Below are 23,051 nucleotides of genomic sequence, written 5' to 3' on the forward strand. Positions count from 1 at the left end.
TATTCATACAGTCTTTTCAGCAAGGATGCCTGCCATGTCTCCGACCGAAGAAACACCCGCTCCGCCCAATCATGCGCTCAAGGAAGCCCTCGCCTGGATCTCGAAGTTCGCTCATGCCTGGAAGGCCATCGAGCCCTCCCCGAGGAGTCTCAGCATCGATGGCTTCATCATCTGGGGCCCCGTGCTCTACGAGAAGCACAAGAGCGAAGACCCGGTTCAACTTGCCCGGCAATTGTTCGGCAAGTCCGGCGAATACTTCAAGTATCTCTACCCCGAACGCGGGCGCAGTTCCAATGATCCACGGTCTTAGAATGCCCCGATGAATTGGCGCACACTGCTTCCGCTTGCTCTCCTGGTCCTCGCCGGCTGTTCAACCCCACCCAACGAGGTGACGCAAGTCCGTGAAGGCGTGCTGCGGGCCGTGACCTACGTCCAGGCTTCAGACTACTGCGATGCTCGCGACAAGACGCCACGCTGGCTTGGCAAGGCGCCTGCGGAGCAGGGTGTGCTGTTCCAGTGCTACTGAGCCTGGGGCATCCGCGCGCCGGCCGGCGGCGCATTCCCAAGGTGAAAGAGGACTTTAAACGTACAGCTGACGGTACGTTATCTGACAAGCCTCATGCCTGAGAGGCTTGCTCTGGAGAAGAGAAGAATTTGGTGGAGCTGGGGGGATTTGAACCCCCGTCCGCAAGCCTTCATCGCGCAGTTCTACATGTTTAGTGATCTGATTTAAGTCTCACCTCCGGAGTCGCGCAGTCACACGCTAAACCGGACGCCAGCACCCTATTTTCTCGCCCCGACCCAAGGTACCCGGATCGGAGCCAGCCCATGTAGTTATCCTTGCAGCCGGGAGGTCAGGATTGCTCCAGACCCCCTTGCCCAGCCCATCGGCCAACTGTTGCAAGGCTCACTGGCAATTAAGCAGCGAGTGCGAAACGTTCGTCGTTTGCAGTTAGTTTGTTTGAATCTGTTTTACGAGCGCATTCAGCTCGACATGCCCCGCTGCGACTCCGAACCCACGTCGAAACCAGTGCAGCCCCAAGGAAGCGTATTTTAGGCGCTATTGAGCAACTTCAAGAGCCCGAGGGGCGAAGAGATTGACGCATCGGCATTCCAGAGCGTCGAGTCGGCCTGCGACCCCATGTAGCCGTACGTCGCCGCAACCGTGCGCATCCCTGCGGCACGGCCCGCGATGACGTCGCGCTCGTCGTCACCAACGTAGATGCACGACTCGGACGGCACCCCAAGCCGACGCGCAGCCTCATGCAGAGGCTCAGGATGCGGCTTGGCGAACGGCGTGGTGTCGCCGCTCACCACCGCACCCGCACTCGCAAAAAGCGGAATGGCGCGCGTCAGCGGATCGGTGAAGCGCATCGACTTGTTGGTGACGACGCCCCACAGGAGCCCTTGTTCGCACAGCGCCTCGATCAGCGCCTGGATCCCGTCGAACACATGCGTGTTGAGCAGCATGCGGCGTTCGTAGGCGACGAAGAACTCCTCGCGCAGCTCGGGAAATTCCGGCGACTCCGGCGTGATGCCGAACGCCACGCCCAGCATGCCGCGTGCACCAGCGCCGGCCATGGGGCGGTAGCGCTCCATCGGAAGCGAATCGAGGCCGCGATCGGTACGCATCTTGTCGGCCGCGGCGCCGAGATCGGGCGCGCTGTCGATCAGCGTGCCGTCGAGGTCGAACAACACGGCCTTGGTTTCAACGCCCATCATCCTTGCGATCCCGGCTTCTGCGTGGCGAACATGTAGTTGACGCTGGTGTCGCCGCTGAGCCAATAGCGCCGGGTCAAAGGGTTGTGCTCCATCCCACGGGTGTGCCGCAGATCCAGGCCTGCCGCACGGCAGTAGCCGGCCAACTCGCTGGGCCGGATCAGCTTTGCATATTCATGCGTTCCGCGCGGCAGCATGCCAAGGACGTACTCGGCACCCACGATCGCCAGCATGAAGGCCTTCAGGTTGCGGTTGATCGTCGAGAAGAACACCCAGCCGCCCGGCTTCACCAGCGCAGCACAGGCCTGGATCACCGAGGCCGGCTGCGGCACATGCTCGAGCATCTCCATGCAAGTAACGACATCGAAACTGCCCGGCTGCTCGGCGGCCAGCGCTTCTGCGGCGATCTCGCGATATTTCACCCCGCGAGTCCCCGCTTCGAGTGCGTGCAGCTGCGCGACCTTGAGCGCCTTGCCTGCCAGGTCGATGCCCAGGACCTCGGCGCCCTTGCGAGCCATGGAATCGGCCAGGATGCCGCCACCGCAGCCGATGTCCAGCACGCGACGCTGCGAAATTGGCGCAATACCGTCAATCCATTCCAGGCGCAATGGATTGATTTCATGCAACGGGCGGAATTCGCTTTCCAAATCCCACCAGCGATGCGCGAGCTCTGAAAACTTGGCCAGTTCGGCCGGATCCGCATTCAGGTTTTCTGTCATGCAGCGATTATGAAACGAGCAATGTCCGATAAACGTCGCTCGACCTTGACCGAAGATCAATGGCGAATTCAGCGGCCATAAAAAAACCCCGCCTAAGCGGGGTTTCATTGTCGATGGAATCGATCGATTAGTTGGCGCGGGTGCCGACCACTTCGATTTCCACGCGACGGTTCTTGGCGCGGCCTTCCTTGGTGCGGTTGTCAGCCACAGGCTGCTTCTTGCCCTTGCCTTCGGTGTAGACGCGGTTGCGTTCGATGCCCTTCGAGACCAGGAAGGCCTTGACGGCTTCGGCGCGACGCACCGACAGACGCTGGTTGTAGGCGTCCGTACCGATCGAGTCGGTGTGGCCCACGGCAATGATGACTTCCAGGTTGACGCCACGGATCTTCTCGACCAGGTCGGTCAGCTTGGCGCGACCTTCGGGCTTCAGCACCGACTTGTCGAAGTCGAAGAAGGCGTCAGCAGCGAAGGTGACCTTCGAAGCAGCGACTTGTGCAGCAGGCGGGGGAGTCGGGGTACCGGGGGTCGGAGCCACGGCAGCCGGAGCGGGAGGAACCAGAGCGCCGTCGCAACCAGCAGCAGCCGTTGCGGGCGTCCAGTTGGCATCGCGCCAGCACAGTTCATTCGTGCCGTTCTTCCAAACCAGTTCGCCGGTGCCGTTTTGCCAGTTGTCGATCGTAGGACCGCCGTCCGCAGCGGTGACACGGGTCTGCGCGCCGGCGGCAGTGGCGAGCGCAGCGACTGCAAACATCATCGCCACTTTATTCAGTTTCTTCATGGTTCTCCTCTTGGGGAAAAAGCCGCAGCCGCGCTGCGAATCAAGGACGCTTTAAGTGACCACCACCCAAAACGTTGAGGCGATTGTGCCATAGGGTCTTTGGCAAACAGGCCGCCGGACGGCCCGGAAGCGTAGGACGGAGGCGGAATAGGCGCCTTGTGTTGCGGCGGTGCGACACCCCTCACAGCGTAAAATTTCGCCTTCCTGCCGCCAGCCCCTTGCTCATGACCTCCTTCGCAAAAGAAACCCTGCCCATCAGTCTCGAAGAGGAAATGCGCAGCAGCTATCTCGATTACGCCATGAGCGTGATCGTGGGCCGGGCGCTCCCCGACGCCCGCGACGGCCTCAAGCCGGTGCACCGTCGCGTGCTGTACGCGATGCACGAGCTGAACAACGACTGGAACCGGCCGTACAAGAAGTCGGCCCGTATCGTCGGCGACGTGATCGGTAAGTACCACCCGCACGGCGACCAGTCGGTCTACGACACCATCGTTCGCCTGGCCCAGGACTTCTCGATGCGCCACATGCTGGTCGACGGCCAGGGCAACTTCGGGTCGGTCGATGGAGACAACGCGGCCGCAATGCGGTATACGGAAATCCGGCTGGCCAAAATTGCGCACGAAATGCTGGCCGATATCGACAAGGAAACTGTCGACTTTCAGGACAATTACGACGGCTCCGAAAAAGAGCCGAAAGTGCTGCCGAGCCAGCTGCCGAATTTGCTGGTCAATGGCTCCGGCGGTATTGCAGTCGGCATGGCCACGAATATCCCGCCGCATAACCTGAACGAGGTTGTCGACGCCTGCCTGCACCTGCTGCGCAACCCCGAGGCCAGCATCGACGAGCTGATGGAGATCGTGCCCGCGCCCGACTTCCCCACCGCCGGCATCATCTACGGCATCAACGGCGTGAAGGACGGCTACCGCACGGGCCGTGGCAAGGTCGTGATGCGCGCCAAGTGCCACTTCGAGGACATCGATCGCGGCCAGCGCCAGGCGATCATCGTCGATGAGCTCCCCTACCAGGTCAACAAGAAGACGCTGCAGGAGCGCATGGCCGAGCTGGTGCACGAGAAGAAGATCGAAGGCATCAGCCACATCCAGGACGAGTCCGACAAGTCGGGCATGCGCCTCGTCATCGAACTCAAGCGCGGCGAAGTGCCCGAGGTGGTGCTCAACAACCTCTATAAACAGACGCAGCTGCAGGACACCTTCGGCATCAACATGGTTGCGCTGGTCGACGGCCAGCCGAAGCTGTGCAACCTGAAGGACCTGATCGAGGTCTTCCTGCAGCACCGCCGCGAAGTGGTCACGCGCCGCACTGTCTTCACGCTGCGCAAGGCCCGCGAACGGGGCCACGTGCTCGAAGGCCTCGCGGTGGCGCTGGCCAATATCGACGAGTTCATCCGCATCATCCGCGAATCGCCGACGCCGCCGGTGGCCAAGGCAGAACTCATGACCCGCAGCTGGGACAGCAAGCTGGTGCGCGAAATGCTCACGCGTTCGCGCGCCGACGGCGGCGTGGTCAACGCCGACGACTACCGTCCCGAAGGCCTCGAGCGCGAGTTCGGCATGGGCAACGACGGTCTCTATCGCCTGTCGGAAACGCAGGCGCAGGAAATCCTGCAGATGCGCCTGCAACGCCTGACCGGCCTCGAACAGGACAAGATCGTTGCCGAGTACAAGGAAGTCATGGCGGAGATCGACGACCTGCTCGACATCCTGGCCAAGCCCGAGCGCGTGTCGACCATCATTGGCGAAGAGCTGGGCACCATCAAGCAGGAGTTCGGCCAGTCGAAGATCGGTGCACGCCGCAGCCAGGTGGAGCACAGCGCCTACGACCTCTCGACCGAAGACCTGATCACGCCGACCGACATGGTGGTCACGCTCTCGCACAGCGGCTACATCAAGAGCCAGCCGCTGGGCGAATATCGCGCGCAGAAGCGCGGCGGCCGCGGCAAGCAGGCCACCGCCACCAAGGACGACGACTGGATCGACCAGCTCTTCATCGCCAACACGCACGACTACATCCTGTGCTTCTCCAACCGCGGCCGGCTGTACTGGCTCAAGGTATGGGAAGTGCCTGCGGGTTCGCGCGGCTCGCGCGGGCGCCCGATCGTCAACATGTTCCCGCTGCAGGAAGGCGAGAAGATCAATGTCGTCCTCGCCCTCACCGGCGACAAGCGCAACTTCCCGGCCGACCAGTACGTGTTCATGGCGACCTCGATGGGCACGGTCAAGAAGACCGCGCTCGACGAATTCAGCAATCCGCGCAAGGGCGGCATCATTGCCGTGAACCTCGACGAAGGCGACTACCTGATCGGTGCGGCGCTGACCGACGGTAAGCACGACGTGATGCTCTTCAGCGACGGCGGCAAGGCCGTGCGCTTCGACGAGGAAGACGTCCGTCCGCTGGGCCGCAATGCCCGCGGCGTACGCGGCATGTCGCTCGACCCCGGACAGGGCGTGATCGCCATGCTGGTGGCCGAGGACGAGCAGCAGAGCGTGCTCACCGCCACGGAAAATGGTTACGGAAAACGCACAAGCATTACCGAGTACACCCGTCACGGACGGGGAACCAAGGGCATGATCGCGATTCAACAGAGTGAGCGCAACGGCAAGGTCGTTGCCGCCACACTCGTGCATGCGGATGATGAGATCATGCTCATCACCGACAAGGGCGTGCTGGTGCGCACCCGGGTTGCCGAAATTCGTGAACTGGGACGTGCGACGCAAGGCGTTACGCTCATCGGGCTCGACGAAGGCGCCAAACTCAGCGGGCTACAACGTATCGTCGAAAACGACGCGAACGGCGAAACCGAGCCGGACGCAGACGATACTTCCTCATCTTCAACGGAGAATCCTCAGTGAAAAAAATCAAACTCGCACTTCTGACGGTCGCCCTGGCAAGCACCTCCATGGCTGCACTGGCCCAGGACAAGGCCACGCTCATCAAGCAGTTCATCGACATCCAGCGCCCCGGCATCGAATCGCTGGCGCGCGGCCTGGTCGAGCAGTCGAGCGCCCCGATCGCACAGGCGGGTTCACAGTATCTGCAGACGCAAGTGCCGGAAGCCAAGCGCGAAGCCGCCGCCAAGGCCGCCGACGCAGAGCTGAAGAAGTACTTCGACGAAACCTACCCCATCGTCCGCGACAAGGCCGTGCAGCTGGCGCCCGCCGCCCTCACCCCGCTGATGGAGCAGAACTTCAACGAAGACGAGCTCAAGCAACTGCTGGCCTGGATCAACTCGCCGCTGAGCAAGAAGTACCAGGAGCTCAACCCCAAGATGCAGACGGCCCTGACCGAAAAGCTCGTGACCGAAACGCGTGCCACGGTCGAGCCCAAGATGCAGGCGCTCGACACCGCCGTGGCCAAGGCCCTCGGCGCTCCGACTGACGGCGCCGCTCCCGCCAAGGCACCTGCCAAGGCTCCAGCCAAGAAGTAAGAGAAACGTGACCCAGCAGCAGACGCCGGCCGGCAAGCGCCCCTACAACTTCTCGGCCGGTCCGGCTGCCATGCCGGAGGCGGTGCTGCAACGCGCCGCCGCCGAAATGCTCGACTGGCAGGGCAGCGGTATGAGCGTGATGGAAATGAGCCATCGCGGCAAGGAGTTCGGTTCGATCTGCACGCAGGCCGAAGCCGACATCCGGACCCTGCTGGCCATTCCCTCGTACTTCCACATCCTGTTCATGCAGGGCGGCGGACTCGGCGAGAACGCCATCGTTCCGCTGAACCTGTCGCGCGGCAAGACCGCCGACTTCGTCATCACCGGCAGCTGGAGCAGCAAGTCGCACAAGGAAGCGCAGCGCTATTGCACGGCGCGCGTGGCCGCCAGCAATGCCGACGACCAGCACACGAAGCTGCCCGATCCGTCGACCTGGCAACTCTCCAAGGATGCCTCGTACGTGCACGTGTGCTCGAACGAGACCATCAACGGCATCGAATTCCAGCAATTGCCCGACCTGGCCGCGCTCGGCAGCACCGCACCTCTGGTCATCGACTTCTCGTCGCACGTCGCCTCGCGCAGTGTCGACTGGAGCCGCGTGGGCCTGGCCTTCGGCGGCGCCCAGAAGAACCTCGGCCCCGCCGGCCTGACCATCGTGGTCGTGCGCGACGACCTGCTGGGCCACGCGCTCGAGATCTGCCCGAGCGCCTTCAACTACAAGACCGTGGCCGACAACCAATCCATGTACAACACCCCGCCGACCTGGGGCATCTACATGGCGGGGCTCACGTTCCAGTGGCTGCTGGAGCAGACCGAGGGCTCGCATACCGGTGTGGCCGCCATGGAACAGCGCAACATCGCCAAGGCGAAGCTGCTGTACGACTTCATCGACGGCTCCGACTTCTACGCCAACCGGATCGATCCGGCCTGCCGTTCGCGCATGAACGTGCCGTTCTTCCTGGCCGACGAAAGCCGCAACGAAGCCTTCCTGGCCGGCGCGCGCGAAGCCGGGCTGCTTCAGCTCAAGGGGCACAAGTCGGTCGGCGGCATGCGGGCGAGCATTTACAACGCCATGCCGCTGGCAGGGGTGCAGGCACTCGTGGCCTACATGCGAGAATTCGAGCGATCGCATGCCTAGGCGCATGCCCAGCCGCTCGCACCGATGACCGCCTCCGCACCCACACCACCCTCCTCTTCTCCCGACAACTCCGAAAGCCTGGCCGATCTGCGCGTGCAGATCGACTCGCTCGACCAGCGACTGCTCAGCCTGCTCAACGAGCGGGCCCATGTGGCCGAGCTGGTCGGCGAGGTCAAGAAGCGCGAGGGCACGCCGTACTTTCGCCCTGATCGCGTGGCGCAGGTCATCGACAAGATGCAGAAGAGCAATGGCGGTCCGCTCAAGGACATCCATGTCGCTGCCATCTGGCGCGAGATCATGTCGGCCTGCCTGGCACTCGAATCGCCGCAACGCGTGGCTGTGCTCGGCCCCGAAGGCACCTTCTGCGAACAGGCCGCCATCGAGTACTTCGGCGGCGCCGCCGACCTGATCTACTGCGCCAGCTTCGACGAGGTGTTCCACGCCACCGCCGCGGGCAGCGCCCAGTACGGCGTTGTCGGCGTCGAGAACTCGACCGAAGGCGTGGTCACGCGATCGCTCGACCTGTTCCTGCATTCGCCCACCCATGTCGTCGGCGAAGTCAGCCTGCTGGTACGCCACCACCTGCTGCGCAGCAGCAATTCGCTGGAAGGCATCGAGGCCGTGCTGGCTCACCCGCAGGCGCTGGCGCAATGCCAGACCTGGCTGTCCAAGCACCTGCCCAACGCCGAGCGGCGCGCCGTGTCGAGCAACGCCGAGGGCGCCCGCCTCGCGGCCACCAACCCGGCCTGGGCCGCGCTGGCCGGCGAACGTGCCGCCACGCGCTTCGGCCTGCATATCGTGGCGCACGCGATCCAGGACGACTCCTACAACCGCACCCGCTTCTCGGTGATCTGCCTGCCGCAGACGCTGGCCATGCCGCCGGCATCGGGCCGCGACTGCACGAGCCTGATCGTCTCGGTGCCGAACCGCCCCGGCGCGGTGCACGACCTGCTGGTGCCGCTGAAGGTCAACAACGTCTCGATGACACGCTTCGAGTCGCGCCCCGCGCGCACAGGCCAGTGGGAGTACTACTTCTACATCGACCTCGACGGCCACCCCTCGCAGCCCAATGTGGCGGCGGCGCTGGCCGAGCTACGCGGACTCTGCGCCTTCTACAAGGTGCTCGGCGCCTACCCCGTCAAGGCCTGAACGGCAGGCAGACACACAGAGACAGCATGTTCGAACAACTGGGACTGATCGGCTGCGGCCTGATGGGCGGCTCCTTCGCGCTCGCACTCAAGCGCGCGAAGCTGGTGAAACGCGTGGTGGGCTACAGCAAGTCGCCCTCCACCACCGAACGGGCGCGCCAGCTCGGCGTGATCGACGTGGCGGCGCCTTCGGCGCTGCTGGCGGTGTCGGGCGCCGACATCGTGCTCCTGGCGGTGCCGGTGGCCGCATCGGAAGCCACCTTTAAGGCCATCCGCCACGGTATTTCCAACGAAACGCTGGTCATGGACGTGGGCTCGACCAAGGGCGACGTGATCGAGGCAGCGCGCAACGGCCTGCAGCGCCAGTTCTCGAGCTTCGTGCCGGCGCACCCCATCGCGGGCAAGGAGCTTTCCGGCATCGAGCACGCCGAGGCTTCGCTCTTCACCGGCCGCCAGGTCGTGCTGACTCCGGTGAAGACCACGCTGCGCTCGAACGTGCAGCGCGCCTCGCAGGTGTGGAGCGGCATCGGCGCCAACGTCGTCACCATGACGCACGAAGAGCACGACGGCGCTTTCGCCGCCGTGAGTCACCTGCCGCACCTGCTGGCATTCGCGTACATCAACGGCCTCGCCGCGCAACCGCAGGGCGAGCGCTTCCTGAGCCTGGCGGGTCCGGGCTTCCGCGATTTCTCGCGCATTGCCGCGAGCGATCCGGTCATGTGGCGCGACGTGCTGCTGGCCAACCGCGAGCACGTGCTGGAGCAGTCGCGCGCCTTCCGCAAGGCCCTGGACGACTTCGAGGCGATGATGACCGCGAACGACCTGCAGGGGCTGGAGCAGTCGATCGCCGCAGCCAGCAAGACGCGGGCGGCCTGGAAGCCGGCCACCGACACGTCGTCGCAGCTGCAGGACAACTGAGATGTTCTCGACGACTTTCCTCGATCTCCCGCCTCTCGCGGGCGCAGCGGGCACGGTCCGGCTGCCGGGCTCCAAGAGCATTTCCAACCGCGTGCTGCTGCTGGCTGCGCTTGCGAGCGGCACCACCGTCATCCACGACCTGCTGGACTCCGACGACACGCGTGTGATGCTCGACGCGCTGCGCGCCCTGGGCTGCGGCATCGATCCAGCCGGCAGCACGCTGCGCATCACGGGCCTCGGCGGGCAACTGAAGCCCAGCGAAGCGCTGCTGCCGCTGTTCCTGGGCAATGCCGGCACGGCGATGCGTCCGCTGACCGCGGCGCTGTCGCTGCTCGGCGGCGAGTTCGAACTCAGCGGCGTGCCGCGCATGCACGAGCGCCCCATCGGCGACCTCGTCGATGCGCTGACGCAGCTCGGCTGCCGCATCGACTACCTCGGCAACCCCGGCTATCCACCTTTGCGCATCCATCCGGTGTCGCATGGCGATCTGGCGCTCGACGCCCCGATCCGCGTGCGCGGCGACGTGTCGAGCCAGTTCCTGACCGCGCTGCTGCTGGCCCTGCCGCTGGCGGCCGCCAACGACATCGTGATCGAGGTGGTCGGCGAGCTGATCTCCAAGCCGTACATCGAGATCACGCTGAACCTGCTGGCGCGATTCGGCATCCAGGTGCATCGCGACGGCTGGGAGCGCTTCACGATCCCCGCCGGCAGCCGCTACAGCTCGCCCGGCGACATCCACGTCGAGGCCGACGCTTCCTCAGCCAGCTATTTCATCGCGCTCGGCGCCATTGCCACGGGCGTCTCCGGCAAGGACGGGATCCGTATCGAGGGCGTGGGAGCAGACTCGATCCAGGGCGACATCCGCTTCATCGATGCCGCCCGCCAGATGGGGGCGTTGGTCGACAGCGGGCCGAACTGGCTCGAAGTTCGCCGCGGCGCCTGGCCGCTCAAGGCGATCGACCTCGACGCCAACCACATTCCGGACGCCGCGATGACGCTGGCAGTGATGGCGCTCTACGCCGACGGCCCGAGCACGCTGCGCAACATCGCCAGCTGGCGCGTGAAGGAAACCGACCGCATCGACGCCATGGCCAACGAGCTGCGCAAGCTCGGCGCCACGGTGGAGGCCGGCCCCGACTTCATCCGGGTGCATCCACTGACGCCCGCCGGCTGGCTCCCCGCGAGCATCCGCACGTACGACGACCACCGCGTGGCCATGTGCTTCTCGCTGGCGGCGTTCAATCCGGCCCGCGTGCCGGTGCGCATCCTCGATCCGCACTGCGTCGCCAAGACCTTCCCCGACTACTTCGAGACCCTGTTCTCCGTGGCCGAGACGGCGGAAGTGCCCGTGATCTGCATCGACGGCCCGACGGCCTCCGGCAAGGGCACCCTGGCGGCCGAGGTCGCGCGCCTGCTGGGCTACCACTACCTCGACTCGGGTTCGCTCTACCGCGTGACCGGCCTCGCGGTGCGACGCGCCGGCCTGAGCGCCGACCCGCAGCACGAGGCGCAGATCGCCGCCCTCGCCGCCGCCCTGCCCCTGCAGTTCACCGAAGGCAAGGTGCTGCTCGGCGGGGAGGATGTGAGCGACGAGATCCGCACCGAAGCCGCCGGCATGGACGCCTCCCGCGTCTCCGCGCTGCCGGCCGTGCGCGAGGCGCTGCTGGCCCTGCAGCAGCGCTTTCGCCAGCTGCCCGGCCTGGTGGCCGACGGCCGCGACATGGGCACGGTGATCTTCCCCGACGCAGCGCTCAAGGTCTTCCTCACGGCCAGCGCCGCCCGAAGGGCCGAGCGGCGGCATAAGCAGTTGATTTCAAAGGGAATTTCGACTACACTCGACAGTCTTCGCTCCGACTTGGAGGCGCGTGACGCCAGGGATTCATCCCGCAGCGTCGCCCCTTTGAAGCCGGCGCAGGACGCTCGCCACCTCGACAACTCCCAGCTGTCCATCGAGCAATCGATCGACACGGTGTTGGACTGGTGGCAAGAAATTCAACCGTTCAAGTCCGCTTGAGCGGTTTGAAGTGACAGCCTTTCAAGTCCGCTTGAAAAGCTGGCGCCCGACGGAATATCCCGAAATATTCATAAGGCGCATACCGCTCCAGCAGGCTCCTTCCGCGCGACAGCGCACCGGCCTGCTGGTTGTTCAACCAACCCGGGCTCACGCCCACAAAACCGCCGTCTACAGACCCACAGCAGCCGCACGCAATTTCGCAAGAGCGCCTGCCAACCCTGCCTGACGGAAGGAAGCATAAATGTCTGAATCTTTTGCCGATCTGTTCGAAGAGTCCCTGAAGCGTTCCGAAATGCGCACCGGCGAGGTCATCACCGCCGAAGTCGTGCGTGTCGAACACAACCACGTCGTCGTGAACGCCGGCCTGAAGTCCGAAGCGTACGTGCCGATCGAAGAGTTCAAGAACGACAAGGGCGAACTCGAAGTGCAGGCCGGCGACTTCGTTTCCGTTGCCATCGGCAGCGTTGAAAACGGCTACGGCGACACCATCCTCTCGCGCGACACCGCCAAGCGTCTGGCTTCGTGGCTCGCCCTCGAGAAGGCACTGGAATCGGGCGACTTCGTCACCGGTACCACCAGCGGCAAGGTCAAGGGCGGCCTCACGGTCCTGGTCAACGGCATCCGCGCATTCCTGCCGGGCTCGCTGATCGACACGCGTCCGATCAAGGACCTGACCCCGTACGAGAACAAGACCCTCGAATTCAAGGTCATCAAGCTGGACCGCAAGCGCAACAACGTCGTGCTGTCGCGCCGTGCCGTGGTCGAGGCCAGCATGGGCGAAGAACGCGCCAAGCTGATGGAAACGCTGAAGGAAGGCGCAGTGGTGCGCGGCGTGGTCAAGAACATCACCGAATACGGTGCGTTCGTGGACCTCGGCGGCATCGACGGCCTGCTGCACATCACCGACATGGCATGGCGTCGCGTGCGCCACCCGAGCGAAGTCGTTCAGGCCGGCCAGGAAATCACCGCCAAGATCCTCAAGTTCGACACCGAGAAGAACCGCGTGTCGCTGGGTCTGAAGCAGATGGGCGACGACCCGTGGATGGGCGTTTCGCGCCGCTACCCGCAAGGCACCCGCCTGTTCGGCAAGGTCACGAACATTGCCGACTACGGCGCGTTCGTCGAGCTCGAGCCCGGCATCGAAGGCCTGGTGCACGTCTCCGAAATGGACTGGACCAACAAGAACATCGCTCCGAACAAGATCGTCTCGCTGGGCGACGAAGTCGAAGTCATGGTCCTCGAAATCGACGAAGACAAGCGCCGCATCAGCCTGGGCATGAAGCAGTGCAAGGCCAACCCGTGGCAAGAGTTCGCGCAGAACACCAAGCGCGGCGACCGCGTCAAGGGCCCGATCAAGTCGATCACCGACTTCGGCGTGTTCGTGGGTCTGGCTGCCGGCATCGACGGCCTGGTTCACCTCTCGGACCTCTCGTGGAACGAAGCCGGCGAAACCGCCGTTCGCAACTACAAGAAGGGCCAGGAAGTCGAAGCGATCGTGCTGGCAGTCGACGTCGACCGCGAGCGCATCTCGCTGGGCATCAAGCAGCTCGACAGTGACCCGTTCACCACGTTCACCACCGTGAACGACAAGGGCCAGATCGTGACCGGCAAGGTCAAGACCGTGGACGCCCGCGGCGCTGAAATCGACCTGGGCGAAGACATCGTCGGCTACCTGCGTGCTTCGGAAATCTCGCGCGACCGCGTCGAAGATGCCCGCAACGTGCTGAAGGAAGGCGACGAAGTCACGGCCATCGTCGTGAATGTGGATCGCAAGACCCGCAACATCCAGCTGTCGATCAAGCAGAAGGACATGGTCGACGAGCAAGGCGCCATGGCCAGCCTGAGCCAGCAGTCGGCACGCGAGAACGCGGGCACGACCAGCCTGGGCGCCCTGCTGCGCGCCAAGCTGGACAACAACGACAGCAAGTAAGCTGAGCCAGAAGACAGAGCAGGCCCTGGGGCCGCTCTGTCTTTTTTTTCGTCCACGTTTTTCGTTTATGTTTGGCCTATGACACGCTCGGACCTCGTCGAAGAACTCGCAGCCCGCTTTGCACAGCTCACGCACCGCGATGCCGAATACGCCGTCAAGACCATCCTCGACGCGATGAGCGACGCGCTGGTGCGCGGGCACCGCATCGAGATCCGTGGCTTCGGCAGCTTCTCGGTCAACCGGCGCCCGCCGCGCATCGGCCGCAACCCGCGTTCGGGCGAGAGCGTGCAGATTCCCGAGAAACGGGTGCCGCACTTCAAGCCCGGCAAGGCACTGCGCGAGGCCGTCGACGCAAAGACTGTCGAGCTCGACGCCAAGGAAGCCAAGAGCAAACTCAAGTGACAATCGCACTGCTCCTTTCAGGGGGCCGCTGCGCGCGGCCGCCCGAAGCGGCCGGCACGCCCCCCGGCAGGGGGTTGGCGAAGCGACACGAAGTGCGCGCAGCCTGGGGGCGAGCAATAATTCACCGCCAACGGGAACGTGCATGAAATACCTCCTGTGGCTGCTCAAGGCAGCCATTTTTTTTACGCTCTTCGCCTTCGCGCTGAACAACCAGCACGACGCGACCGTCTACTTCTTCTTCGGCACCTACTGGCGCGCGCCCCTGGTGCTCGTGGTGCTCGCGGCCTTCGCGGGCGGACTCGTGGTGGGAGCGCTGGGCATGCTGCCGGGCTGGTGGAAGCACCGTGCCGCCGCGGCGCAGGCCCCGGCCGCCAACGAGGCCCAGCCGTCCGCGTCACCAACCGCCACGACCGCAGCCGCCACAGCAGCGCCGACCATCACCGCCACCGACCTCCCCGCCGTACGTCAACATGGACTTTGATCCCAGCTGGCTGCTGATCAGCCTGCCCGTCGCCTTCGTGCTGGGCTGGCTCGCATCGCGCTTCGACATCCGCCAGCTCAAGCTCGAGAACCGGCAAGCCCCCAAGGCCTACTTCCGCGGCCTGAACTTCCTGCTCAACGAGCAGCAGGACCAGGCCATCGACGCCTTCATCGAGGCCGTGCAGAACGACCCCGATACACAGGAGCTGCACTTCGCGCTCGGCAACCTGTTCCGCCGCCGCGGCGAGTACCAGCGCGCGGTGCGCGTGCACGAGCACCTGCTGGGCCGCGGCGACCTGAGCCGCAGCGACCGCGAACGCGCGCAGCACGCGCTGGCACAAGACTTCCTGCGCGCCGGCCTGCTCGACCGCGCCGAAGCCGCGCTGCAGAAGCTCGAGGGCACGCGCTACGAGAACGAGGCGCGGCTCGCGCTGCTCGCCATCTACGAGCGTTCGCGCGAATGGGCGCAGGCAGCCGACGTGGCGCAGAAGCTCGACGAGTCCGACCAGGCCAGCTACAGCACGCGCCGCGCGCACCATCTCTGCGAGCAGGCGACAGAGCGCGTGGCGGCGGGCGACCTGCCCGGTGCGGCCAAACTGCTCGCACAAGCCGTCGAACTGGCACCGCAGGCGCCGCGCCCGGCCATCGACACCGCCAACCTGCAGCTGCGCAAGGGCGAGGCGAACGCGGCCTTCGACACGCTCACGGCCCTGAGCGACACCGCGCCGCTGGCGCTGCCGCTCTATGCCGCCACGCTGCAGCAGGCTGCCGTCGCCGCGCACCGCGAAGCCGAGGCGCTCGAACTGCTGCAGCGTCGCTATGTCGAGTCGCCCTCGATCGACGTGCTCGAAGCGCTGATGGCACTCGGCGGCAAGCCGAGCGCCACCACCGAAGAGCCGAACCCCACGCCGCGCGACGGCTACATCGCGCATCTCGCGCAACACCCCTCGCTGGTCGCTGCCTCGCGCTGGCTCGCGGGCGAAAAGTTCGAGCACGAGCAGTTCCACCCGCAGGTGCAGCGCGCGCTCGACCAGGCCACGCGGCCACTCATGCGCTACCGCTGCGCGGCATGCGGCTTCGAGGCGCACCAGTACTTCTGGCACTGCCCCGGCTGCCAGGCCTGGGACAGCTATCCGCCGCGCCGCGTCGAAGAACTCTGATCACGTTTCTGAACAATGGTCACATGGAGGCCGGGAAGGCTTTCATGCGTCAACGCCCTGCTTTCGTGTCTCGTTGAGCGCGGGCCGACATTTCCGTCGGCTGTCACTCATCAACAAGATTCAGGGAGTTTTCATCATCATGTTCAAGAAGATCCTGGCTACCACGGCCATGCTGTTCGCGGTTGCATCGTTCGCCGCCGTCGACGTCAACAAGGGCACGGAAGCCGATCTCGACGGCATCAAGGGCGTCGGCCCGTCGATGTCCAAGCGCATCCTCGATGCACGCAAGCAAGGCGAGTTCAAGGACTGGCCCGACTTCATGCAGCGCATCAAGGGCGTGAAGGAGAAGAAGGCGGCCAAGCTGTCCGCCGAAGGCCTGACGGTCAATGGCAAGAGCTTCGGCGACGCGGCGCCCGCCCCATCGAAGGGAGAGAAGGGAACGAAGGAAGCGAAGGCCGCCAAGCCCTGATTCCGCTCCGGTAGAAATATGCAAGGCCGCCTTCGGGCGGCTTTTTCGTGCGCGCGAGCATGCACGCGATGGCAGGGAAAAGCCTCAGGAAGTGGCCCGGAATTTGCACGTAAGCTCATTTACGTTTTCACTTTCATACGTTCCGGAGAGCTCATGAATCACAAGTTCGGCATCGCCCTCGCTGGCCTGACCCTCGGCGCCGCAGCCTTCGCGCAGACCAAGTGGGACCTGCCTACCGCCTACCCGGCGAGCAACTTCCACACGGAGAACATCACCCAGTTCGCGAGCGACGTGGAAAAAGGCAGTGGAGGCAAGCTCAAGATCACGGTGCATTCCAACGCCTCTCTGTTCAAGGCGCCCGAGATCAAGCGCGCGGTGCAGGGCGGCCAGGCGCAGCTTGGCGAGATCCTGCTGGTGAACTACCAGAACGAATGGCAGATGTTCGGAGCCGACGGCATTCCTTTCCTGGCCGACAGCTACGACGCCGCCTGGAAGCTCTACCAGGCGCAAAAGCCGGCGCTCGAGAAGAAGCTGGCCGAACAGGGAATCGTGCTGCTCTACACGGTGGCCTGGCCGCCGCAGGGCATCTTCGTCAAGAAGGAGATCGCATCGGCCGCCGACCTGAAGGGCGTGAAATGGCGCGCCTACAGCCCCGCCACGGCGCGCATCGGCGAACTCGTCGGCGCCCAGCCCGTCACGGTGCAGCAGGCCGAGCTGTCGCAGGCCATGGCCACGGGCGTGATCGAGTCGTACATGTCCTCGGGCTCCACCGGCTACGACACCAAGACCTACGAGTACATCAAGAACTTCTACGACACCCAGGCCTGGCTGCCGAAGAATGCGGTGCTCATGAACAAGAAGGCCTTCGACGCGCTCGACAAGCCCACCCAGGACGCGGTGCTCAAGGCCGCGGCCGATGCAGAGAAGCGCGGCTGGGACCTGTCGAAGAAGAAGAACCTCGAATACCTCGACCTGCTCAAGAAGAACGGCATGACGGTGCACGTTCCCTCCGCGCAGCTGAAGGCCGACATGAAGAAGGTCGGCGACACCATGATCAAGGAGTGGACCGAGAAGGCCGGTGCCGAAGGCCAGGCCGTGATCGACGCCTACAAGAAGATGTGAAGCGGACTCGAACTGCACCCGATGCGCAAGACGCTTGATCTTCTCTACATGAGCGCCGCCGCACTGGCGGCGCTTTTCATGGTCGGTCTGCTGGTGATGGTGCTGCTGTCCATCCTCGGCCGCCAGTTCCACTTCAACATTCCCGGCATCGACGCCTACGCCGGCTACCTGATGGCCGGCGCGGGCTTCATGGCGCTCGCGCACACGCTCAAGCGCGGCGAACACATTCGCGTGACGCTGATCCTGCAGAACCTGCCTCCCTCGGCGCAGCGCTGGCTCGAACGCTGGGCCATGGGAGCGGCGGCGCTGCTCGCGCTGCTTTTTGCGTGGTACAGCATCCGCCTGGCCTGGCAGTCGTACGGCTACCACGACATCTCCACCGGCAACGACGCCACTCCGCTGTGGCTGCCCCAGCTGTCGATGGCGCTCGGCACCATCGTCTTCGCCATCGCATCGCTGGACGAGTTCGTGATCGAGTGGCGCGGCCGCCCCGCCAAGGCCGCCGAGACGGAGGCCCTTCGCCATGAGTGACATCGCCGTCGCGGGCATCCTGATCGCCGCGCTGTTCCTCATCCTGGGCAGCGGCGTCTGGATCGGACTCACGCTCTCGGGCGTGGCATGGATCGCCATGCAGATCTTCTCGTCCCGCCCCGCCGGGGACGCCATGGCCGTGACCATCTGGGGCTCGGCCTCCAGCTGGACGCTCACCGCCTTGCCGCTTTTCGTTTGGATGGGCGAGATCCTTTTCCGTACGCGGCTTTCGCAGGACATGTTCAAGGGCCTCGCCCCCTGGATGCAAAGCCTGCCCGGCCGGCTGCTGCACACCAATGTGGTGGGCTGCGCGGTGTTCGCCGCGGTCTCCGGATCGAGCGCGGCTACCTGCGCCACCATCGGCAAGATGAGCCTGCCCGAGCTCAAGCGCCGCGGCTACCCCGACGACATGGTCATCGGCACGCTGGCCGGCGCCGGCACGCTCGGCCTGCTGATCCCGCCCTCGATCATCATGATCGTCTACGGCGTCAGCGCCGACGTGTCGATCGCGCGGCTCTTCATCGCGGGTGTCGTCCCGGGCATCCTGCTGGCGCTGATGTTCTCGGGCTACATCATGTTCTGGGCACTGCGCAACCCCGAGCGGGTGCCGCCGGCCGACGCGAAGCTGCCCTTCGCCGAGAAGCTCAAGGCCTCGATGTCGCTGATCCCGGTGGCGCTGCTGATCCTGTCGGTGCTCGGCTCCATCTACGCGGGCATCGCCACGGCCACCGAGGCGGCGGCCGTGGGCGTGGTGGGGGCGATGGTCATCTCGGGCGCACAGGGCTCGCTGACCTGGCACAGCTTCAAGGAGGCGCTGCTCGGCGCCACGCGCCTGTACTGCATGATGGCGCTGATCCTCGCGGGCGCGGCCTTCCTCACGCTGGCCATGGGGTACATCGGCCTGCCGCGCCACCTGGCCGAATGGATCGGCTCGCTCGGCCTGTCGAAGTTCCAGCTCATCCTGATGCTGGCGGTGTTCTACATCGTGCTCGGCTGCTTTCTCGACGGCATCTCGATGGTCGTGCTGACCATGGGCGTGATCATGCCGACCGTCAACGCGGCCGGCATCGACCCGGTGTGGTTCGGCATCTTCATCGTGCTGGTGGTCGAGATGGCACAGATCACGCCGCCGGTAGGCTTCAACCTGTTCGTGCTGCAAGGCATGACCGGAAAGGACCTGCTCTACATCGCGCGCGTCACGCTGCCGATGTTCTTCCTCATGGTGGCCGCAGTGCTGATCATCTACTTCGTGCCGCAACTGGTGACGTGGCTGCCGCAGCAGATGGCACCCTGACAATCGGGGCATGCTTCTTCCGATTCTCGCCATCTGCATCGGCGCCTCGATCGGCGCACTGGCCCGCTGGGGCCTGGCCCTCTGGTTCGGCGTCGGCGGCCTCATGCCCTGGGGCACGCTGGCAGCCAACCTGATCGGCGGCTACCTCATCGGCCTGGCGGTCGCCACCTTCCAGCTGCTGCCCGATCTGGACCCTGTCTGGCGCCTCGCGCTCGTGACCGGCTTCCTCGGGGGCCTCACCACCTTCTCCAGCTTCTCGGCCGAAGTCACGACCATGCTGCTGGAAGGCAGGCTGGGCGTGGCGATGGTCACGGCAGCGGCCCATCTCGGCGGATCGCTTTTTCTCACCTGGCTCGGGATCCGCACGGTTCAGGCGTTCTCCTCCTGAATCGCATGAAAACCAGGTGAAAAACTGCCTTATGTCTTGCGGTTATAGATAAGGCATTCAATAGGGTCGGCCGATAGAATCGACCCCAATGCCCCTGGTCTTTCTCGTCGCACTCCCCTTCATCGCCAGCGTGCTGGCCGCGTTGATGCCGTCCAACGCGCGCAACAGGGAGTCGACCCTCGCAGGGCTGGTCGCGCTGGGCTGCGCCATCCAGGCCGCATGGTTCTTCCCGCAGATCGCCAACGGCGGCGTGCTGCGCCAGCAGATCGAATGGCTGCCGGCCCTGGGCCTCAACCTCGTGTTCCGCATGGACGGCTTCGCATGGCTGTTCTGCATGCTGGTACTGGGCATCGGCGCGCTGGTGGTGCTGTACGCGCGCTACTACATGTCGGCCTCCGACCCGGTGCCGCGCTTCTTCTCCTTCTTCCTCGCGTTCATGGGCGCGATGATGGGCGTGGTGCTCTCGGGCAACCTCATCCAGATGGTGCTGTTCTGGGAGCTCACCAGCCTGTTCTCCTTCCTGCTGATCGGCTACTGGCACCACCGCCGCGACGCCCGGCGCGGCGCGCGCATGGCGCTCACCGTCACCGGCGCGGGCGGGCTGTGCCTGCTGGCGGGCGTGCTGGTGCTGGGCCGCATCACCGGCAGCTACGAGCTCGACAAGGTGCTGGCGTCGGGCGACCTCATCCGCTCTCACTCGCTCTACCCTGCGGCGCTGACGCTGATATTGCTCGGCGCCTTCACCAAGAGCGCGCAGTTCCCGTTCCATTTCTGGCTGCCGCGCGCCATGGCCGCGCCCACGCCAGTGTCGGCCTACCTGCACTCGGCCACCATGGTGAAGCTCGGCGTATTCCTGATGGCGCGGCTGTGGCCGGCGCTCTCGGGTACCGAGCTATGGTTCTGGATGGTGGGCGGTGCCGGCGCCATCACGCTGCTGCTCGGCGGCTTCATCGCCATGTTCCAGCGCGACCTGAAGGCGCTGCTGGCCTACTCGACCATCTCGCACCTCGGGCTCATCACGCTGCTGCTGGGCCTGAACAGCCCGCTCGCGGCGGTGGCGGCGGTCTTCCACGTGATGAACCACGCCACCTTCAAGGCGTCGCTCTTCATGGCGGCCGGCATCATCGACCACGAGACCGGCACGCGTGACATTCGCAAGCTCAGCGGCCTGATGCGGCTCATGCCCATCACCGGCACGCTGGCCATCATCGCCAGCGCCTCGATGGCCGGCGTGCCGCTGCTCAACGGCTTTCTCTCGAAGGAGATGTTCTTCGCCGAGACGGTGTTCATCCAGGCGACGCCGTGGGTCGACTTCAGCCTGCCGCTGGTCGCCACGCTGGCGGGCATCTTCAGCGTGGCCTACTCGGCGCGCTTCGTGTTCGACGTGTTCTTCGGCCCGCCCTGCGGCGACGAAGTGCCCAAGCACCCGCACGAGCCGCCGCACTGGATGCGCGTGCCGGTCGAGCTGCTGGTGCTGGTGTGCCTGGTGGTGGGCGTGGCGCCGGCGTGGTCCGTCGGCCCGATGCTGGCGGCGGCCGCCACGCCGGTGGTTGGCGGCACGCTGCCCGAGTACAGCCTGGCCGTGTGGCACGGCCTCAACCTGCCGCTGCTGATGAGTTTCGTGGCGCTGGCGGGCGGTGCCGCGCTCTACCTGCTGCAACGCCGTCGCCGCGCGGCAGGCGGCCTCGAGAACACGCCGCTGCTGCACCGCTTCGACGGCCAGGTCATCTTCGAGCACCTCATTGCCCTGCTGAGCGAAGCCGGCCGGCGCAGCCGCCGCCTGTTCGGCACGAAGCGCATGCAGTGGCAGTTGCTGCTGCTGGTGGTGGTGGCCGTCGCGGGCGCGGCTGCTTCGCTGTGGCTCACGCCCGCCGCGCCCGGCACGCGGGAGCTGCTGCCCTTCTCGCCGATGTTCGCCATGACATGGCTCATCGGTGGCACCTGCGCGGTGGCCGCCGCGTGGCAGGCCAAGTTCCACCGGCTGGCAGCGCTGATGCTGGCCGCGGGCGCGGGCCTGGTCTCTTGCGTCACCTACATCTGGTTCTCCGCGCCCGACCTCGCGCTGACGCAACTGGTGGTCGAGGCCGTCACCACCGTGCTGATCCTGCTGGGCCTGCGCTGGCTGCCGATGCGCAGCAAGGACGTGGTGCAGCCCGCCCGCGCGCGTCTCAGGCCCTGGGGCCGCCGCGGCCGCGACCTGCTGATTGCCGCCATCGCGGGCGGCGGCATGGCCGCGCTGGCCTGGGCCATGATGACGCGCACCTTCCCGCAGAGCATCTCGCCCTTCTTCCTCGAGCGCGCGCTTACCGAGGGCGGCGGCACGAACGTGGTCAACGTGATGCTGGTCGACTTCCGCGGCTTCGACACCTTCGGCGAGATCACCGTGCTGGGCATCGTGGCGCTCACCGTGTATGCACTGCTGCGGCGCTTCCGCCCCGCCATCGAGTCGATGGCCTTGCCGATCCAGCAGCGCCTGCAAGCCGACGACGGCAGCAGCGACCTGCTGAACCCACGCCGCGCCAAGGACACCGCCGTCGGCTACCTGATGGTGCCGGCCGTGCTGGTGCGGCTGCTGCTGCCGGTCTCGGTGCTGGTGTCGGTCTACTTCTTCATGCGCGGCCACAACTCGCCGGGCGGCGGCTTCGTCGCGGGGCTGGTGATGTCGGTCGCGCTGGTGCTGCAGTTCATCGTGTCGGGCACCGAATGGGTGGAAGAGCACCTGCGCATCTACCCGCGCCGCTGGATCGCCATCGGCCTGCTGCTGGCGCTGGCCACCGGCGGCGGCGCCGTGTTCTTCGGCTACCCGTTCCTCACCACGCACACCGCGCATCTGCACCTGCCATTGCTGGGCGAAGTGCACGTGCCCAGCGCCCTCTTCTTCGACATCGGCGTGTTCGCGCTGGTGCTCGGCGCCACCATGCTGATCCTGACCGCGCTGGCCCACCAGTCGATCCGTAGCCACCGCTGGGCCGACGAGCAGGCTGAAAAGGAAGCCGAGGCCGCCGCAGCCACCGCCAATGGAGGAGCCAGCTGATGGAAATCGTGCTCGCACTCGCCATCGGCGTGCTCACCGGCTCGGGCGTCTACATGCTGCTGCGCCCACGCACCTTCCAGGTCATCATGGGCCTGACGCTGATCTCGTACGCGGTCAATCTCTTCATCTTCAGCATGGGGCGCCTCAAGGTCGACAGCGAGCCGGTGCTCATCAAGGGCCTGACCGCCACGCTGGCCAACACGGCCGACCCGATGCCGCAGGCACTGGTGCTCACCGCCATCGTGATCGGCTTCGCAATGACGGCACTCTTCCTCGTCGTGATGCTCGCCTCGCGCGGCCTCACCGGCACCGACCACGTGGACGGTGAAGAACGGCAGGAGGCGGAGTGACAGAACTCTTCC

22 protein-coding genes and 1 other RNA gene are annotated in these 23,051 nt (G+C 65.3%); 19 read left to right on the forward strand and 4 right to left on the reverse strand.

Going from position 1 to position 23,051, the window contains the following annotated elements:
* Together EJO71_RS03970 and EJO71_RS03975 are read left to right on the forward strand one after the other, a co-directional pair.
* A partial coding sequence (locus tag EJO71_RS03970) for a hypothetical protein (RefSeq protein WP_240651301.1) occupies positions 1 to 310 on the forward strand: 310 nt, incomplete at its 5' end.
* 78 nt (positions 311 to 388) lie between these two features.
* Complete coding sequence (locus EJO71_RS03975) at positions 389 to 526, forward strand: hypothetical protein (protein WP_240651300.1); 138 nt, start codon at positions 389 to 391, stop codon at positions 524 to 526.
* A 129-nt stretch (positions 527 to 655) separates the two neighbouring features.
* Here EJO71_RS03975 and ssrA read toward each other — a convergent pair.
* The 4 genes from ssrA to ompA form a co-directional block, all read right to left on the reverse strand.
* Positions 656 to 1,040: a transfer-messenger RNA gene (gene ssrA / locus EJO71_RS03980) on the reverse strand.
* 13 nt (positions 1,041 to 1,053) lie between these two features.
* Complete coding sequence (locus EJO71_RS03985) at positions 1,054 to 1,722, reverse strand: HAD-IA family hydrolase (protein ID WP_171022421.1); 669 nt, start codon at positions 1,720 to 1,722, stop codon at positions 1,054 to 1,056.
* Positions 1,719 to 2,438 carry a bifunctional 2-polyprenyl-6-hydroxyphenol methylase/3-demethylubiquinol 3-O-methyltransferase UbiG gene (gene ubiG, locus EJO71_RS03990; RefSeq protein WP_125948035.1) on the reverse strand — a complete coding sequence of 240 codons (720 nt, stop codon included), beginning with the start codon at positions 2,436 to 2,438 and terminating at the stop codon, positions 1,719 to 1,721. Before ubiG ends, EJO71_RS03985 begins: the two co-directional genes overlap by 4 nt.
* A gap of 127 nt (positions 2,439 to 2,565) precedes the next feature.
* The gene (gene ompA / locus EJO71_RS03995) at positions 2,566 to 3,216 is read right to left on the reverse strand and encodes an outer membrane protein OmpA (RefSeq protein ID WP_093199080.1); all 651 of its coding nucleotides are present in this window, start codon (positions 3,214 to 3,216) and stop codon (positions 2,566 to 2,568) included.
* A 224-nt stretch (positions 3,217 to 3,440) separates the two neighbouring features.
* Between ompA and gyrA the strand changes: the two genes are divergently transcribed.
* The 17 genes from gyrA to EJO71_RS04080 all read left to right on the forward strand — a co-directional run bounded on the left by gyrA (position 3,441) and on the right by EJO71_RS04080 (position 23,039).
* Positions 3,441 to 6,086: a DNA gyrase subunit A gene (gyrA, locus tag EJO71_RS04000; protein ID WP_125948034.1), complete on the forward strand. Its 2,646-nt coding sequence runs from the start codon at positions 3,441 to 3,443 to the stop codon at positions 6,084 to 6,086.
* Positions 6,083 to 6,661 carry a DUF2059 domain-containing protein gene (locus EJO71_RS04005; protein ID WP_125948033.1) on the forward strand — a complete coding sequence of 193 codons (579 nt, stop codon included), beginning with the start codon at positions 6,083 to 6,085 and terminating at the stop codon, positions 6,659 to 6,661. The genes gyrA and EJO71_RS04005 overlap by 4 nt, the downstream gene beginning before the upstream one ends.
* A 7-nt stretch (positions 6,662 to 6,668) precedes the next feature.
* Entirely contained in the window at positions 6,669 to 7,799 is a 1,131-nt protein-coding gene (gene serC / locus EJO71_RS04010) for a 3-phosphoserine/phosphohydroxythreonine transaminase (RefSeq protein ID WP_125948032.1), read from the forward strand.
* A gap of 24 nt (positions 7,800 to 7,823) precedes the next feature.
* Positions 7,824 to 8,948, forward strand: a complete 1,125-nt coding sequence (gene pheA / locus EJO71_RS04015) for a prephenate dehydratase (RefSeq protein WP_125948031.1) — start codon at positions 7,824 to 7,826, stop codon at positions 8,946 to 8,948.
* 26 nt (positions 8,949 to 8,974) lie between these two features.
* Positions 8,975 to 9,865 carry a prephenate dehydrogenase/arogenate dehydrogenase family protein gene (locus EJO71_RS04020; RefSeq protein WP_125948030.1) on the forward strand — a complete coding sequence of 297 codons (891 nt, stop codon included), beginning with the start codon at positions 8,975 to 8,977 and terminating at the stop codon, positions 9,863 to 9,865.
* 1 nt (position 9,866) lies between these two features.
* A complete protein-coding gene (locus EJO71_RS04025) occupies positions 9,867 to 11,879 on the forward strand; it encodes a bifunctional 3-phosphoshikimate 1-carboxyvinyltransferase/cytidylate kinase (protein WP_125948029.1) in 2,013 nt (670 codons plus the stop codon).
* A 241-nt stretch (positions 11,880 to 12,120) separates the two neighbouring features.
* Positions 12,121 to 13,809, forward strand: a complete 1,689-nt coding sequence (gene rpsA, locus EJO71_RS04030; protein ID WP_019654767.1) for a 30S ribosomal protein S1 — start codon at positions 12,121 to 12,123, stop codon at positions 13,807 to 13,809.
* A gap of 78 nt (positions 13,810 to 13,887) precedes the next feature.
* Positions 13,888 to 14,211 carry an integration host factor subunit beta gene (locus EJO71_RS04035; protein WP_125948028.1) on the forward strand — a complete coding sequence of 108 codons (324 nt, stop codon included), beginning with the start codon at positions 13,888 to 13,890 and terminating at the stop codon, positions 14,209 to 14,211.
* A 142-nt stretch (positions 14,212 to 14,353) separates the two neighbouring features.
* Positions 14,354 to 14,692 carry a LapA family protein gene (locus EJO71_RS04040; protein WP_125948027.1) on the forward strand — a complete coding sequence of 113 codons (339 nt, stop codon included), beginning with the start codon at positions 14,354 to 14,356 and terminating at the stop codon, positions 14,690 to 14,692.
* Positions 14,682 to 15,851, forward strand: a complete 1,170-nt coding sequence (gene lapB / locus EJO71_RS04045) for a lipopolysaccharide assembly protein LapB (protein ID WP_125948026.1) — start codon at positions 14,682 to 14,684, stop codon at positions 15,849 to 15,851. The genes EJO71_RS04040 and lapB overlap by 11 nt, the downstream gene beginning before the upstream one ends.
* 139 nt (positions 15,852 to 15,990) lie before the next feature.
* Positions 15,991 to 16,320, forward strand: a complete 330-nt coding sequence (locus EJO71_RS04050; protein WP_125948025.1) for a helix-hairpin-helix domain-containing protein — start codon at positions 15,991 to 15,993, stop codon at positions 16,318 to 16,320.
* 153 nt (positions 16,321 to 16,473) lie between these two features.
* Entirely contained in the window at positions 16,474 to 17,442 is a 969-nt protein-coding gene (locus tag EJO71_RS04055; protein ID WP_125948024.1) for a TRAP transporter substrate-binding protein, read from the forward strand.
* A 21-nt stretch (positions 17,443 to 17,463) separates the two neighbouring features.
* On the forward strand, positions 17,464 to 17,973 hold the full coding sequence (locus tag EJO71_RS04060) for a TRAP transporter small permease (protein WP_125948023.1): 510 nt from the start codon (positions 17,464 to 17,466) through the stop codon (positions 17,971 to 17,973).
* Positions 17,966 to 19,267 carry a TRAP transporter large permease subunit gene (locus EJO71_RS04065; protein ID WP_125948022.1) on the forward strand — a complete coding sequence of 434 codons (1,302 nt, stop codon included), beginning with the start codon at positions 17,966 to 17,968 and terminating at the stop codon, positions 19,265 to 19,267. Before EJO71_RS04060 ends, EJO71_RS04065 begins: the two co-directional genes overlap by 8 nt.
* A gap of 10 nt (positions 19,268 to 19,277) precedes the next feature.
* A complete protein-coding gene (crcB, locus tag EJO71_RS04070) occupies positions 19,278 to 19,655 on the forward strand; it encodes a fluoride efflux transporter CrcB (RefSeq protein WP_125948021.1) in 378 nt (125 codons plus the stop codon).
* Positions 19,656 to 19,743: 88 nt separating this feature from the next.
* Positions 19,744 to 22,689, forward strand: a complete 2,946-nt coding sequence (locus EJO71_RS04075; RefSeq protein WP_125948020.1) for a monovalent cation/H+ antiporter subunit A — start codon at positions 19,744 to 19,746, stop codon at positions 22,687 to 22,689.
* Positions 22,689 to 23,039 (forward strand): Na+/H+ antiporter subunit C, encoded by a 351-nt coding sequence (locus tag EJO71_RS04080; protein ID WP_093236787.1) that lies wholly within the window; start codon positions 22,689 to 22,691, stop codon positions 23,037 to 23,039. The genes EJO71_RS04075 and EJO71_RS04080 overlap by 1 nt, the downstream gene beginning before the upstream one ends.
* Positions 23,040 to 23,051: the final 12 nt, after the last annotated feature.

Origin of the sequence: Variovorax sp. 679 (genome assembly GCF_003952185.1) — a bacterium.
Taxonomy (GTDB): domain Bacteria; phylum Pseudomonadota; class Gammaproteobacteria; order Burkholderiales; family Burkholderiaceae_C; genus Variovorax.

Excerpts from the sequence above, each read along its gene's own strand:
- EJO71_RS03985 (WP_171022421.1), bottom strand. The coding sequence starts at position 1,722 with ATGATGGGCGTTGAAACCAAGGCCGTGTTGTTCGACCTCGACGGCACG.
- ubiG (WP_125948035.1), bottom strand. The coding sequence starts at position 2,438 with ATGACAGAAAACCTGAATGCGGATCCGGCCGAACTGGCCAAGTTTTCA.
- ompA (WP_093199080.1), bottom strand. The coding sequence starts at position 3,216 with ATGAAGAAACTGAATAAAGTGGCGATGATGTTTGCAGTCGCTGCGCTC.
- gyrA (WP_125948034.1), top strand. The coding sequence starts at position 3,441 with ATGACCTCCTTCGCAAAAGAAACCCTGCCCATCAGTCTCGAAGAGGAA.
- pheA (WP_125948031.1), top strand. The coding sequence starts at position 7,824 with ATGACCGCCTCCGCACCCACACCACCCTCCTCTTCTCCCGACAACTCC.
- EJO71_RS04020 (WP_125948030.1), top strand. The coding sequence starts at position 8,975 with ATGTTCGAACAACTGGGACTGATCGGCTGCGGCCTGATGGGCGGCTCC.
- EJO71_RS04025 (WP_125948029.1), top strand. The coding sequence starts at position 9,867 with ATGTTCTCGACGACTTTCCTCGATCTCCCGCCTCTCGCGGGCGCAGCG.
- rpsA (WP_019654767.1), top strand. The coding sequence starts at position 12,121 with ATGTCTGAATCTTTTGCCGATCTGTTCGAAGAGTCCCTGAAGCGTTCC.
- EJO71_RS04035 (WP_125948028.1), top strand. The coding sequence starts at position 13,888 with ATGACACGCTCGGACCTCGTCGAAGAACTCGCAGCCCGCTTTGCACAG.
- EJO71_RS04040 (WP_125948027.1), top strand. The coding sequence starts at position 14,354 with ATGAAATACCTCCTGTGGCTGCTCAAGGCAGCCATTTTTTTTACGCTC.
- lapB (WP_125948026.1), top strand. The coding sequence starts at position 14,682 with ATGGACTTTGATCCCAGCTGGCTGCTGATCAGCCTGCCCGTCGCCTTC.
- EJO71_RS04050 (WP_125948025.1), top strand. The coding sequence starts at position 15,991 with ATGTTCAAGAAGATCCTGGCTACCACGGCCATGCTGTTCGCGGTTGCA.
- EJO71_RS04055 (WP_125948024.1), top strand. The coding sequence starts at position 16,474 with ATGAATCACAAGTTCGGCATCGCCCTCGCTGGCCTGACCCTCGGCGCC.
- EJO71_RS04060 (WP_125948023.1), top strand. The coding sequence starts at position 17,464 with ATGCGCAAGACGCTTGATCTTCTCTACATGAGCGCCGCCGCACTGGCG.
- EJO71_RS04065 (WP_125948022.1), top strand. The coding sequence starts at position 17,966 with ATGAGTGACATCGCCGTCGCGGGCATCCTGATCGCCGCGCTGTTCCTC.
- crcB (WP_125948021.1), top strand. The coding sequence starts at position 19,278 with ATGCTTCTTCCGATTCTCGCCATCTGCATCGGCGCCTCGATCGGCGCA.
- EJO71_RS04075 (WP_125948020.1), top strand. The coding sequence starts at position 19,744 with ATGCCCCTGGTCTTTCTCGTCGCACTCCCCTTCATCGCCAGCGTGCTG.
- EJO71_RS04080 (WP_093236787.1), top strand. The coding sequence starts at position 22,689 with ATGGAAATCGTGCTCGCACTCGCCATCGGCGTGCTCACCGGCTCGGGC.